Raw genomic sequence first — 13,060 nt, forward strand, 5'->3', positions numbered from 1 at the left:
CGGTGGAAAACGGCAACCGTGTCTGCAGTGCGCTCTAGGCTGACGCCGTGACGCACCCGGCTGTTTCCCGGTGACCCTGCACGTCCACCGCTCGGAACGTGCGGACCCGCTGGTTGCCGCGCTCGGCGAGCTGCTCAACGCGCCGACGACGGACCCCTTCGCGCCCGAGCTCGTCGCGGTGCCGAGTCGGGGCGTGGAACGCTGGCTGGCCCAGCAACTCAGCCACATCCTCGGCGCGGTCGACGGCGACGGCGTGTGCGCGAACGTCGTCTTTCCCTCCTCGGACCGGCTGCTCGACGACGCGGTGGCCGCGGCCGACGGGGCCTACGCCGCGGCCGTAGAGCAGTGGTCACCCGAGCGGGTCGTCTGGCCGCTAAGGACGGTGATTGCCGACGCAGCAGCGACCCAGCCGTGGGCGGCGATGCTCGCCTTCCACCTCGGGCTCGAGCCGGGTCAACAGGACCGCGGACGGCGATACGCCGTTGCGGCCAAGTTTTCCCGGCACTTTGCTTCCTACGCCCAAGCACGCCCGGCCATGTTGCGGGCCTGGCACGCGGGGCGCGACGAGCTGGGCGACGGGACGCCGCTGCCGGCCGACCTGCGCTGGGAGGCCGAGCTGTGGCGCCGGGTGCGCGCGGAGGTCGGCCCGTCGCCGGCCGAGCTGCTCGAGGCGGCCTGCGCGAAGGTGCGCAGCGCACCCGTCGACCTGCCCGCCCGGTTCTCGGTCTTCGGCACCACCCGGATCACGCCCGTCCGTATTGCCGTCCTCACTGCGCTCGCCGAGCACCACGAGATCCATCTCTGGCTGCACCACCCGTCGCCCGCACTGTGGAATGCGACGAAGGGCAAGCAGCCCGGTCGGCGCGCGGACGACACGGCAACAGCCCGCCATCCGCTGCTCGCCTCGCTGTCGCGCGACATCCGCGAGCTGCAACAGCTGCTGCCGCGAGGCGAGGACGTGCACCACCCCGTCGACGCGCGCCGGGACACCCTGCTCGGCCAGCTGCAGCAGCAGCTGACCGACGACACGGTGGCGCCGGCACGCAAGACCGACCGCAGCCTCACCGTGCACGCCTGCCACGGCCCGACGCGCCAGGTCGAGGTCCTCCGCGAAGTCGTGCTGGGCCTGCTCGCCGCCGACCCCACCCTCGAGCCGCGCGACATCCTGATCATGTGTCCCGACGTCGAGACGTTCGCGCCCCTGGTCGCGGCCAGCTTCGGCATGGCCGACGAGCCCGGCGGCCATCCGGCCGGGCAGTTGCGGGTACGCCTCGCCGACCGTTCGCTGCGCCAGACCAACCCGCTGTTCAGCCTGCTGGGCCAGCTGCTCGAGTTGGCCGCCAACCGGGTCACTGCCACCCAGTTGCTCGACGTCGCCGGCGCGCCGCCCGTCCGTGCGCTGTTCGGCTTCAGCGACGACGACCTCGAGCAGCTGCGAGATTGGACGGCAGCCGCGAACGCCCGCTGGGGCCTCGACGCACAGCATCGCACGCCGTACGGGCTCGGTGGTCTGAGCCAGGGCACCTGGCGGGCGGCGGTCGACCGGCTGCTGCTCGGCGTGGCCATGGAGGAGGGCGACACCTGGCTCGGCACCGTCCTGCCGCTCGACGACGTCGACAGCGGCGACATCGACCTCGCCGGCCGGCTGGCCGAACTGCTCGACCGCGTCGACACCGCGGTCCGCGCGATCGAACAGCCGCGCTCCGTACCGTCTTGGATGGTATTGCTCGGCGATCTTGTGTTGTCCATCGGTGAGCCGGCTCAGGGCTGGCAGGCGATCCAGCTGCGAAGCGAGCTCGCCGACATCGCCGAGGCCGCGAGCGACACCGACGTCGAGCTCAGCCGCGCCGACATTGCTGCGCTGCTGCACACCCGCCTGGCCGGCCGACCCACCCGGGCCAGCTTCCGTACCGGCACGCTGACCGTCTGCACGCTCGTGCCGATGCGTTCCGTGCCGCACCGCGTCGTCTGCCTGCTCGGTCTGGACGACGGCGCGTTCCCGCGGCAGGCCGTCGTGGACGGCGACGACGTGCTGGCCCGCGACCCGCGCACCGGTGAACGGGATGTCCGCAGCGAGGACCGCCAGCTCTTCCTCGACGCGATCTGCGCTGCGCAGGAGCACCTGGTGATCACCTACACCGGCGCCGACCCGCGCAGCGGCGCCGAGGTGCCGCCCTGCGTCCCGTTGGGCGAGCTGCTCGATGTGGTGGGGCCCGGTGTTGTGGTGAGGCATCCGTTGCAGACCTTCGATGTACGCAACTTCACGCCGCACGTCCTGGGCACGCCCGGGCCGTTCTCGTTCGACCCCGCCGGGCTCGCCGGCGCTCGCGCAGCGGCGACGACACGGCGTGCCCCGAACGGGTTCCTCAGCGGCGAACTGCCGCCAGCGGAGCGTCAGGACGTCGTCGACCTGGATGACCTGATCAAGTTCGTCGGCAGCCCGATGCGGGAGTTCCTCAAGCAGCGCCTGCAGATCAGCACCTGGCAGGACGACGACGAGCCGGCCGATGCCCTGCCCGTGGATGTCGGCGGGCTGCCCGAGTGGGCCATCGGCACCCGCCTATTGCATGACCGGCTCGCCGGTATGCCGGTCGAGACCTGCCAGGAGATGGAGTACCGGCGCGGCGACCTGCCGCCCGGCGAGCTCGGTCGGCGCGTGCTGAGCAGTGTCGGCAGCACCGTCGAAGCGCTGGTCAGCGCCTGCGCGCCCGAGCGCGTCGCGCCCGCCCGCTCCGTCGACGTCGCGCTACCCATGTTGGACGGCCGCATGCTGGCTGGCACGGTCGGCGGCCTGTACGGTTCCGTGCTGCTGACTGTCACGTACTCGAGCTTCGGCCCGCGGCTGCGCCTCGAGTCGTGGCTGCGCTACCTGGCGCTCGTGGTCGCTACCGAGGATCCGACGCTGCAGGCGGTGTGCGTCGGCCGGCGGCAGGGCGGCGCGCGCCGGCAGGTGGTGCGCGGCATCGATCCCGTCGAGGCGTCCGGCGTGCTCACCGATCTCGTTGCCCTGCGCGACGCCGGGTTGCGCGCGCCGCTGCCGCTGCCGCTGAAGACGTCCGCGGCCTACGCCGAACGCCGCTACGACGATCGGGGTACCGACGACGCGTTGGGTGCGGCGCGCTCGCGCTGGCAGGACGGCCAGTACCCGGGGGAGTGCTCCGACGCCGCGCCCGTCCTGATACTCGGCGGCAAGGTACCCCTGAGTACCCTTACCGCGTTCGACCCGACGGGCCACGAGCACCTGCGCTTCGAACCGCTCGCTGTCCGGCTCTGGACACCGCTGCTCAGCGCGGAGCACCCGCGATGAGCGACGCCGAGTTCGACCTCGTCGGTGATCTCCCGACGGGCACCGTCATCCTGGAAGCGAGCGCGGGCACCGGCAAGACGTTCACGATCGCCGGGCTGGTGGCCCGCTACCTCGCCGAGGGCGTCGCCTCGCTCGATGAACTGCTGGTCGTGACATTCGGCCGCGCCGCGACCAAGGAGCTGCGCGACCGGGTGCGGCAACGGCTGGTCAGCACCCGCGACGGGCTCGTCGACCCAGCTGCAGCACGAGAGTCCGACGACGCGCTGCTGCGCCACCTGGCGGCCGAGGACGTCGAGCTGCGACGGCACCGGATCGCGCAGGCGCTGGCCGCGTTCGACTCAGCGACCGTCGCCACGACGCACGAGTTCTGCAGCCGGGTCCTCGCTGGGCTCGGCACCGCGGCCGACCTCGACACCACCGCGACGTTCGTCGACAACTTCGACGATCTGACGGACGAGGTCGTGCAGGACCTCTACGTCCGCATGTGGGCTCGCCCGTCGGCCGCGCCGCCACCTCTGACCTATGACGAAGCCGTCGAGCTCGCCCGAACGGTGGTGCGCGACGGCCAGGCGATCCTGATCCCGGACGACGCTGCCGAGGGCAGCCCCGCCGACATGCGGCACCGCTTCGCCACCGCCGTGCGCAGGGAGGTGGAGCAGCGCAAGCGGGCGCGTTTCCTCGTCAGCTACGACGATCTGTTGACGCGCTTGCAGGGCACGCTCGCCGACACGACATCGGGGGACGCAGCCGCCGAACGGCTGCGCGCGCGGTACTCCGTCGTCCTGGTAGACGAGTTCCAGGACACCGACCCGGTGCAGTGGGACATCCTGCGCCTGGCTTTCCACGGGCACGCGACGCTCGTGCTCATCGGCGACCCGAAGCAGGCGATCTACGCGTTCCGCGGCGCAGACGTGCGCGCCTATCTCGCAGCGTCCGACGTCGCCGACGGGCACGCGACCCTTGCCCACAACTGGCGCAGCGACCCGGAACTGCTGCGCGGGTTGCAGGCACTGTTCCGCGGGGCGTCGCTGGGCGATCCGCGCATCCGCATCCACGAGGTGTCGGCCGGGTACGCGGGGCGCTCGCTCGCCACGTCGGGTGCGCCGGTCCAGCTGCGCGTCGCTCCGGGCCCGCCGAGCCAGTCGGTGGGCGACGCGCGTCAGATCGTGCTCGCTGACGTCGTGTCGCGCGTTGCCTCGTTGCTCGGCGAACGGCCGGCGTTCACGCCGCGCGACGGGTCGGGGCCGCGTCCGCTCGAGCCGGGCGACATCGCGGTCATCGTCCATACCAACGCCCAGCTGGAGCTGGTGCACGACGCGCTGCGCGCCGCGGGCGTGCCATCGGTACGCCGGACGACGTCGAGCGTGTTCCGCACGGCGGTGGGCAGCGACTGGGTCGTGCTGCTCGAGGCGTTGGAGCAGCCGCACCGGTCGGCCCGGCTGCGTCGGCTTGCGCTGACGCCGTTCGTCGGCTGGGACGCGGCGGACCTCGAGACGCTTGACCTCGACGCGCTCGGCCTTCGGGTGCGGACGTGGTTGCAGGTGCTGGGGGAGCGGGGCGTCGCGGCGATGCTCGAGACGGTCAGCCGCGACGAACGGCTCGCGCAGAGGTTGCTCGCCCAGGTCGGCGGCGAACGACTGCTCACCGACATCCGGCACATCGGCGAGGAGCTGCACGCGAATGCGACGGCCGGCTCCCTCGGGCTCGCCGCACTGCTCGAATGGCTACGCCGACGGGTCCGAGAGTCCCATCGCGACACCGCCGTCGAACGCAGTCGCCGCCTCGACTCCGACGCCGCGGCCGTGCAGATCGCGACGGTCTGGATGAGCAAGGGCCTGGAGTTCCCCGTCGTCCTGGTGCCCTTCGAATGGGACCGGCACATGCGTGACGAGGCGATCCCGCTGTTCCACGACGACGACGGGCGACGCGTCCGCGACACCGCCGGCCGCGGCTCGACCCTGCGCTCGAGCCAACGACGCCATCGCGCTGAGGATCTGGGCGAGCACCTGCGGCTGCTCTACGTCGCGCTCACCCGGGCCCAGGCGCAGGTGATCGCGTGGTGGGCGCCGAGCCAGCGCAACACCGAGTGCGCGCCGCTGCATCGCCTGCTGTTCGCCGACGACCCAGCCGCGGAGATCCCCGAACGGTCGAACGTGCCGGACGGCGCAACCGCGGTGGCGACGCTGCAGGCACGTGCCCAGCCGGGAGCGTTGTCGATCAGCGCGGTGGACGCGACGTCGGCCGCGCAGTGGTCAAGCGCGCCGTCCTCGACCGAGGCGTTGTCGGTTGCGCAGCTCGACCGGAGCGTGGACGCGACGTGGCGGCGGACCTCCTACAGCGCGCTGACCCGCGGCGCGCACGACGCGTCGCCGGTGATCGGCAGCGAACCGGAGACCGGCGAGAAGGACGACGAGCCCGACACGCTGCCACCCGACGTCGACACCACCGACGAGGAGCTGCGCGCGATCCCGTCGCCGATGACCGACCTGCCCGGCGGGACGTCGTTCGGGACGCTCGTCCACGCCGTGCTCGAGAACCTCGACGACGATCTGGACGCCGTCGTGCGCACACAACTTGCGCGCTACGGCCCGGCCGACCTGTCGACCGACGCACTGGTCGTCGGCCTGACGCCTGCGCTGCACACGCCGCTGGGGCCGCTCGCCGGCGGCCGGTCGTTGCTCGACATCGCGCGGGGAGACCAGCTGACCGAGCTGGACTTCGAACTACCCCTGCGCGGCGGCGAGCGGCCGAACGGCGTCTCGACGCTGCGCGAGATCGCCGACCTGCTGCGTACCCACCTACCGGTCGGCGACCCGCTCGCGGGCTACGCGGACCTGCTCGACGACCCGGTGGTCGGTGACGCCACGCTGCGCGGCTACCTCGGCGGCAGCATCGACGCGGTGCTACGCGTCGACGACCGGTTCCTGATTGTCGACTACAAGACCAACCGGCTCGGCGCCTTCGACGAGCCGCTGACCGCCTGGCACTACCGCTTCGGCGCCATGGCCGAGGCCATGATGCACGCGCACTACCCGCTGCAGGCGCTGCTCTACGACGTCGCGCTGCACCGGTTCCTGCGCTGGCGCCTCGCCGACTACGACCCCGAGCGGCATCTCGGCGGGGTGCTCTACCTGTTTCTGCGCGGCATGTGCGGCCCGTCGGTGCTGGCTTCGGACGGGACCGTCCCGGGCGTGTTCGCATGGCGCCCGCCGGCCGCGCTGGTGGTCGCACTGTCGGACGCCCTGGCCCGCGGCGTCGCCGCGTGAAGGCGTTGCGCGCTGTCGGCCTGCTGGCCGACTTCAGCGACGCCGGCGTCCTCGAACCGGCCGACGTGCACGTCGCGCAGCGGCTCGGCGTGCTCGCGGGCGAGAGCGACGACCGGGTGCTGCTGGCCGTCGCGCTGACCGTCCGCGGCACCCGCAACGGCTCGGTGGTGCTCGACCTCGACGAGGCCGCGTGCACCATCGCGCCCGACACCGACGAGGCAAGCGATGCCGTCGAGCTGCCCTGGCCCGAGACCGCGGGCTGGGTCGCCGCCTGCAGCGCGAGCGCGCTCGTGACGGGCGCGGCGGGCGGGCCGCCGCTGCGCATGGTCGGTGCACGGCTCTGGCTCGACCGCTACTGGCGCCAAGAGGTGCAGGTCGCCGACGACCTGTTGCGACGCAGCGCCGACCGTCCCGATGACATCGACCGGGGGCCGCTGGACGCCGACCTCGATGAGCTGTTCGACGACGCGGCCGCCGACCAGCGTCAGGCGGTGGCCGTCGCCGCAACGTCGCGCGTAGCCGTTATCGCCGGCGGTCCGGGCACCGGTAAGACCACCACCGTCGCGCAGCTGATCACCGTGCTGCTGCGCCGGCTCGGGCCCGGGTTACGCGTGGCGCTTGCCGCCCCGACCGGCAAGGCCGCGGCCCGCTTGGAGGAGGCGGTGCACTCGGCTCGCGGCAACCTGACCGACGATGACCGAGCGGCCCTGGCCAGGCTGTCGGCCTCGACGCTGCACCGGCTGCTCGGTTGGCGACCGGGCACCTCGAGCCGGTTCCGGCACGACCGCGACAACCACCTGCCCTTCGACGTCGTCATGGTCGACGAGAGCTCGATGGTGTCGCTGACCCTGATGGCCCGGCTGCTCGAGGCGCTCGGGCCGGCGACCCGGCTCGTGCTCGTCGGCGACCCCGACCAGCTCGCCTCCGTCGAGGCCGGTGCGGTGCTCGGCGACCTGGTCGACGCGGACAGCCCCGATGCCCGGCTGCGGGAATCGGTTGTCCGGCTGCGGACCGTCTACCGCTTCGCCGCCGGCGGCCCGATCGCCGAACTCGCGGCCCTGGTGCGCGCGGGACGCGGCGACGACGCGCTGGCACTGCTGCGCTCCGGCGCCGACGGGCTGGTCTTCGCGGAGGTGGCCGACGACGAGACGGTGTCCGGACCGGCGCTCGCCGCGGTCCAGTCGGCCGTCGTTGCTCACGAGAGCGCACTGATCGCGGCCGCAGCGTCCGGAGACGTGGAGGGCGCGCTCGACGCCCTGGACCGGCACCGGCTGCTGTGCGCCCACCGCGGCGGCCCGCGCGGGGTGCGGCACTGGAGCGAGCACGCTGAACGCTGGCTAGCGCCCTCGCTCGACGTGCGCGGCGACGGGCGGTACGCGGGGCAGCCGCTGCTCGTCACGAGCAACGACTACGACGTCGGGCTGTACAACGGCGATACCGGCGTCGTCGTGCGCCACGGCGACGGCCTGCTCGCCGCGTTCGCCCGCGGCGGCACCCCGACGGTGCTGCCGCTCGTCCGGCTCGGTGAGGTCCGCCCGCTGCACGCAATGACCGTGCACCGCGCCCAGGGCAGCCAGTTCGCCGAGGTCACCGTGCTGCTCCCGCTGGCCGCGTCGCCCCTGGCCACCCGGCAGACGTTCTACACCGCGATCACCCGCGCCGCGTCGTCCGTTCGCCTCATCGGGTCGGCCGAATCAGTGCTGGCCTGCGTCGAACGGCCCATTGCCCGCGCCACCGGGCTGCGGAGCCGGTTGAGCGGTCACTCGCCCTGACGTGTTTCACCTGGCGGGCCGACGACCGCGCGAAAGCCCGGTCGATCCATAGCCTCGCCGTGTCAGGCCGACGGACCGCACCGCATCCGCGAGACCGGGCCGTGCAGTGACCCCGATCACCTACGCATACGATCAAGGTCACGGCGGGTGGACCCGCCGTGGACACCTCGACGCGAGCGGAGACAAGGCAATGAAGACGAAGGGTGCTGTGCTGTGGGAGGTCGGCGGCGAATGGTCGGTCGAGGAGATCGAGGTCGGCGAACCGCGTGAGCACGAGGTCACGGTCGAGCTCGCAGCGTCCGGTCTGTGCCACTCCGATGAGCACCTCGTCACCGGCGGCACGCCCGTCGAGTTGCCGGTCATCGGCGGCCACGAGGGCTCCGGCGTCGTCACCAAGGTCGGACCCGGCGTCACGACGCTGAAGGAGGGCGACCACGTCGTCACCGCCTTCATCCCCGCGTGCGGCGTGTGCCCCCCGTGTTCCAGTGGCCACCAGAACCTCTGCGACCTCGGTGCCGGTCTGCTGACCGGCGAGTCGATCAGCGACGGCACCAGCTTCCGCGTCTCGGCCCGCGGGCAGCGGGTCATCCAGATGTGCCTGCTCGGCACGTTCTCGCCCTACATCACCGTGCACGAGGCGTCGCTGGTCAAGATTGACCCGGACATCCCGCTCGAGGTCGCCGCGCTCGTGGGCTGCGGCGTCACCACTGGTTGGGGTTCGGCCACCAAGGTTGCCGATGTCCGTCCCGGAGAGACGGTCGTGATCATGGGAGCCGGCGGCGTGGGCATGAACGCCGTCCAGGGCGCTGCCGCTGCCGGCGCCAAGCAGGTCGTCGTCATCGACCCGGTCGAGAGCAAGCGCGAGAAGGCGATGGAGTTCGGCGGCACGCATACCTTCGCCAGCGCCGAGGAGGCGACGGCTGCGCTCGTCGACCTGACCCTCGGCAGGATGGCCCACAAGGTGATCATCACTGTGGGCGACATCCAGGGCGAGAACGTGCAGGAGGCGTTGACCATGACCGCCAAGGGCGGCCGAACTGTAGTCACCGGCATGGGTAGCGCGGCAAACCTGGACGTGAAGTTGAGCCTGTTCGAGCTCACCCTGCTGCAGAAAGATCTGCAGGGCGCGATCTTCGGCGGCCTCAATCCGCGGGCCGACATCCCCAACCTGCTCTCGCTCTACCAGGCCGGCCAGCTCAATCTCGACGACTTGGTCACCACCAAGTACAAGCTCGAGGACATCAATACCGGCTACCAGGACATGCGCGACGGCAAGAACATCCGCGGCATGATCACCTACAGCGACGCAGACCGGTAAATCCGCCGGGTGTCGGGCTCCTCGCGCGAGCGCTCATCGCACGCGTCAACCGACGCCGACCCCTGCTGCGAGTAGTCCCGAGCGCAACAGGAAACCGGCTTCCGGCCCGACGAGTTCGGTGACGAGCTCGAGCAGCTGCGCGACGAACGCCGGGCCGTGGTCGGCGGCGTCCGCCAGGTGGTGCGCGAGCTCGTGCACGATGACGAGCTCGCGCATCGCCCACTGCCCGCCGACCCGGTGCGGCGGCACGGCGATCGTGGCGGTAGCGAACTCGTACTCGGCCTTGCCGGCTCCGGCGCGCGCCCGCACCCGCACCGGCCGCGCGCCGGTCGGTCCGGCCCGCACCCAAGCGAGCGCCAGCACGGCGTCGACGTAGCGCTGCACGGACTCCAGGTCACCGAACTTGCGGTCGTCCGGCACCGCGACCCGCGACCCGAATGCAGACACCACCGGAAAGTCCAGGCGGCGGTCGATCATGCCGGCCAGCGCGTGCTCCGCCTCGTACACCAGGCGACGTTGCGGGTCGCTCACGGTAACGCGGCACGCCCGGCCGGAAGCTCGGACGACGACGACGACGTGGTGCGGGCGGCGTCGGCGGCGCGCCGCCCGGCCCGCTCGGCGAGGGTGGACGAGCGGCCCGAGCCCTGCCACCCGCGCCACGAACCCCGCGCTCGTGACGTGTGCTGGTAGAAGTCGGCGACCTCGAGCGCCTTCTCGGTGAGGGCGAGCTCGGTGCCGGCGGACGCCGACGGGAGGGCCAGGGTCTCGGCCGTCGCTGCAGAGTGCGCCTCGGCCAGCCGCTCGCCGATGCGGGTGGCGAATGCGGTCTGGAAGCTGATGCGCGCGGTGCTGCCGTGCACCGGCTTCAGCACGGCGCGCACCCGGCCGCGCTCATCGCGCTGCTCGCTCCAGACCTGCTCACGGCGATAGGCCCCGGAGCGCAGATAGGCATCGGAGGCCCGCACCATCTGCACGACGAGCGAGGCGTACAGCGCCTCGCACACGTCGACATCGGTCTCGAAGCCGTAGGCCATGACGAAGGTGGAGTTGGTGGCGAGATCGCACGACAGGTCGTTGGCGCGCGCAATGGCCAGAAACAGCTGGACGTACGTCTTGAGCGCACGCTTGCCGGCCGGCCCGATCTCGATGCGCCGGGCCACCGGGGACGTACGCCGCTCGGCCCGCGCCGTGTGCGCCCGGGCAACCGCGAGGTCGATCGAGCTCAGCGTGGCCAGCCGTTGCGCGGCAGCCATGAACGCCTCGGCCTCGTGCTCGTTGTCGGTGGATTCGGCCTGACGCAGCAGCGCGGCCAGCTTGGTCAGGTACTTCAGGTCGGACACCACCCCATCGTGCCGAACCAATCCGACAGAACTCTCACCGACTACGCGGCCACGCCTCGACGTCGACCTGACGCGAGCCGCGGGTGTTCACGACCTGCACCCGCACGCCCTCGGCGAGCGGCTCGTCGCAGTACGCGAGCAGCAACGTGGGCTCTCCGGCCAGCACGACCTGGATCTCGCCCGGCAGCCGGCCGCCGCGCACCGGCCGCACGACCCGGCCAAGGGCTCCGACGATCGACCGGTCCGGCATCCCCCGATCGTAGGTCGGTCAGAGGCCGCGCTGGTCGCGGCGTAGCGGGTGATCAACGGGGATCTCGACGAGCACGATGGGCAGGCCGTCCGGGTCGGCGAGCCACATCTCGACCAACCCCCACGGTTCCGTTCGCGGCTCGCGCACGATCGAGACGTCGAGTCCGACCAGCCGGTCGTGTTCGGCGCGGATGTCTCGAACCTGCAGCCACAGTGCCGTGTCGGTCGACGCGCCGGCGCCCGAGCCCGACACCTCGAGCAACGACGACCCGAGAAAGAACACGAGTCCCGGGGCAGCGGGATCGCCGAACTCGCGGTAGACCGCCAGGCCCAGGACGTCACGGTAGAAGGCCTGCGATCGCTCCCGGTCGCGGGCCCGCACGATGACCCGGCTGCTCAGGACGTCCACGCGGCGCTCCTCACCGCGCAAGTATCGTCGGGTCGGTCGTAGCGAAAGACGTGACGGAGCGCGTTCGCACCCAATCGGGGACTGAATCGGGACCTCGGACCCGGTTCAAATCTGCACAAGTCGACGACACGTGTCCGGGTTAGGCTAGTCTGCCCCGTTGCCGGCGTCATTGACTCGTCAATATTCGTGAGTTTCTTTGTAACCCTCTTAACTAAGTGTGCCGGAGCGTTATACAGTCGGTCAGCTCGGATAGGCACAGATTGGCTCCACTCATCCTGCGGGGGATGACCCGAAAGGCTTCGCGATGTCCTCCACAGTCGCTCTGCCCGGTACCACCTTCGCCGCCGTCCGCACACTTGGCAGGCGCCGCAGCTCCAGCCCGAGCCTTCCCCTCATTGATACGGCAGCCCTCACCCGAGACCTCGCCGCCATCCGCGCGCTGCCCGACTGGCTGTTCGTCGAGCGCAGTCCGTTCGGCTTCGTCGATCAGGTGGCTGTCGCCCCCTCGGCCATCATCGCCATCACCGCTCGCTATCACGTCGCGCTGTCCGGCGACGCCCACGTTCAGCGCGCCTGGAAGGCGATCCGCGACGCCAAGGGAACGGCCGCGCTGATGAAGCAGATGCTCGGGCCGGACGCGCCCGAGGTGACGCCGGTGCTGGTGCTCTCGGGGCCAGGAGCCCCGGAACTTGCGGACGGCCACATGCTGATCAAGGGGGTGCGGGTCGTCGACGCGCAACGCCCGGAACTGTGGTCGCACCTGTTCACCACACCCGTCCTGAGCCCGCTTGAGCGGCGCCGGTTGGCAAAGTCCTTGCAGCTCTGACGCTCATTCGCGGGCACCGCAGACGTCAGCACCCGAGGTGCGCGAGACCCTGCAGCAGCAACGTCCCCTGGCCGCCCTGCATATCGGCGAGCAGGGACGGGTCGCGAGCCTCCAGGGGAGTCACCCAGGTGAGCTCGAGCGCGTCCTGCTGCGGCGCGCAGTCACCCTCCACCGGCACCACGAAGGCCAGCGACACCGCGTGCTGCCGTGGATCGTGAAACGGCGTCACCCCGGGCACCGGGAAATACTCGGCCACCGTGAACGGCTGCGGTGAGGACGGAATGCGCGGCAGCGCCAGCGGACCGAGGTCCTTGTCCAGGTGCCGGACCAGCGCCTCGCGGACGCGCTCGTGGTACAGCACCCGTCCTGACACCAGCGCCCGGCTGAAGCCCCGCTCGGTCGCCCGCAGCAGCAACCCGATCGACGTCACCTCGCCCAGGAAGTCCACCCGGATCGGGACGGCGTCGATGTAGAGGATGGGGACCCGGTCGCGGGCGGCGTCGAGTTCTTCCCGGGTAAGCCAGGCACCGGAGGTTTGCGAACCGGTCTCGATCGTCATTCGCACGATCTTGC

The 13,060-nt window shown here is 71.5% G+C and carries 10 protein-coding genes; 5 read left to right on the top strand and 5 right to left on the bottom strand.

What is annotated here, in order from left to right; all coding sequences use genetic code 11:
- The first annotated feature begins 70 nt into the window (after nt 1-70).
- From recC to ACFFC4_RS15820, 4 genes are all read left to right on the top strand, one after another.
- Nucleotides 71-3,307 (top strand): exodeoxyribonuclease V subunit gamma, encoded by a 3,237-nt coding sequence (gene recC, locus ACFFC4_RS15805; protein WP_375502554.1) that lies wholly within the window; start codon nt 71-73, stop codon nt 3,305-3,307.
- On the top strand, nt 3,304-6,573 hold the full coding sequence (locus ACFFC4_RS15810) for a UvrD-helicase domain-containing protein (protein WP_375502556.1): 3,270 nt from the start codon (nt 3,304-3,306) through the stop codon (nt 6,571-6,573). The genes recC and ACFFC4_RS15810 overlap by 4 nt, the downstream gene beginning before the upstream one ends.
- Nucleotides 6,570-8,345: an exodeoxyribonuclease V subunit alpha gene (gene recD, locus ACFFC4_RS15815; protein WP_375502558.1), complete on the top strand. Its 1,776-nt coding sequence runs from the start codon at nt 6,570-6,572 to the stop codon at nt 8,343-8,345. Before ACFFC4_RS15810 ends, recD begins: the two co-directional genes overlap by 4 nt.
- Before the next feature lie 190 nt (nt 8,346-8,535).
- Nucleotides 8,536-9,663, top strand: a complete 1,128-nt coding sequence (locus tag ACFFC4_RS15820) for an NDMA-dependent alcohol dehydrogenase (RefSeq protein ID WP_375502560.1) — start codon at nt 8,536-8,538, stop codon at nt 9,661-9,663.
- A gap of 45 nt (nt 9,664-9,708) precedes the next feature.
- Here the strand turns inward: ACFFC4_RS15820 and ACFFC4_RS15825 are convergent, their stop codons facing one another.
- From ACFFC4_RS15825 to ACFFC4_RS15840, 4 genes are read right to left on the bottom strand one after another with little or no spacing between them, the layout of a single operon-like run.
- On the bottom strand, nt 9,709-10,194 hold the full coding sequence (locus ACFFC4_RS15825) for a TIGR04338 family metallohydrolase (protein WP_375502562.1): 486 nt from the start codon (nt 10,192-10,194) through the stop codon (nt 9,709-9,711).
- A complete protein-coding gene (locus ACFFC4_RS15830; RefSeq protein ID WP_375502564.1) occupies nt 10,191-11,003 on the bottom strand; it encodes a DUF2786 domain-containing protein in 813 nt (270 codons plus the stop codon). The genes ACFFC4_RS15825 and ACFFC4_RS15830 overlap by 4 nt, the downstream gene beginning before the upstream one ends.
- A 34-nt stretch (nt 11,004-11,037) precedes the next feature.
- Complete coding sequence (locus tag ACFFC4_RS15835) at nt 11,038-11,253, bottom strand: hypothetical protein (protein WP_375502566.1); 216 nt, start codon at nt 11,251-11,253, stop codon at nt 11,038-11,040.
- A gap of 18 nt (nt 11,254-11,271) precedes the next feature.
- Nucleotides 11,272-11,661 (bottom strand): VOC family protein, encoded by a 390-nt coding sequence (locus ACFFC4_RS15840; protein WP_375502568.1) that lies wholly within the window; start codon nt 11,659-11,661, stop codon nt 11,272-11,274.
- 304 nt (nt 11,662-11,965) lie between these two features.
- On the opposite strand from ACFFC4_RS15840, the gene ACFFC4_RS15845 reads away from it, so the two are divergent.
- Complete coding sequence (locus tag ACFFC4_RS15845; RefSeq protein ID WP_375502570.1) at nt 11,966-12,487, top strand: hypothetical protein; 522 nt, start codon at nt 11,966-11,968, stop codon at nt 12,485-12,487.
- Nucleotides 12,488-12,512: 25 nt separating this feature from the next.
- Here the strand turns inward: ACFFC4_RS15845 and ACFFC4_RS15850 are convergent, their stop codons facing one another.
- Nucleotides 12,513-13,046 carry an NUDIX hydrolase family protein gene (locus tag ACFFC4_RS15850; protein ID WP_375502572.1) on the bottom strand — a complete coding sequence of 178 codons (534 nt, stop codon included), beginning with the start codon at nt 13,044-13,046 and terminating at the stop codon, nt 12,513-12,515.
- Nucleotides 13,047-13,060: the final 14 nt, after the last annotated feature.

Source organism: uncultured Jatrophihabitans sp., from assembly GCF_964244045.1.
Taxonomy (GTDB): Bacteria; Actinomycetota; Actinomycetes; order Mycobacteriales; family Jatrophihabitantaceae; genus Jatrophihabitans.

Bases quoted from the DNA above. Each gene is read 5' to 3' on its own strand.
- ACFFC4_RS15845 (WP_375502570.1), top strand. From the start codon at position 11,966: ATGTCCTCCACAGTCGCTCTGCCCGGTACCACCTTCGCCGCCGTCCGC.
- ACFFC4_RS15820 (WP_375502560.1), top strand. From the start codon at position 8,536: ATGAAGACGAAGGGTGCTGTGCTGTGGGAGGTCGGCGGCGAATGGTCG.
- ACFFC4_RS15810 (WP_375502556.1), top strand. From the start codon at position 3,304: ATGAGCGACGCCGAGTTCGACCTCGTCGGTGATCTCCCGACGGGCACC.
- ACFFC4_RS15835 (WP_375502566.1), bottom strand. From the start codon at position 11,253: ATGCCGGACCGGTCGATCGTCGGAGCCCTTGGCCGGGTCGTGCGGCCG.
- ACFFC4_RS15850 (WP_375502572.1), bottom strand. From the start codon at position 13,046: ATGACGATCGAGACCGGTTCGCAAACCTCCGGTGCCTGGCTTACCCGG.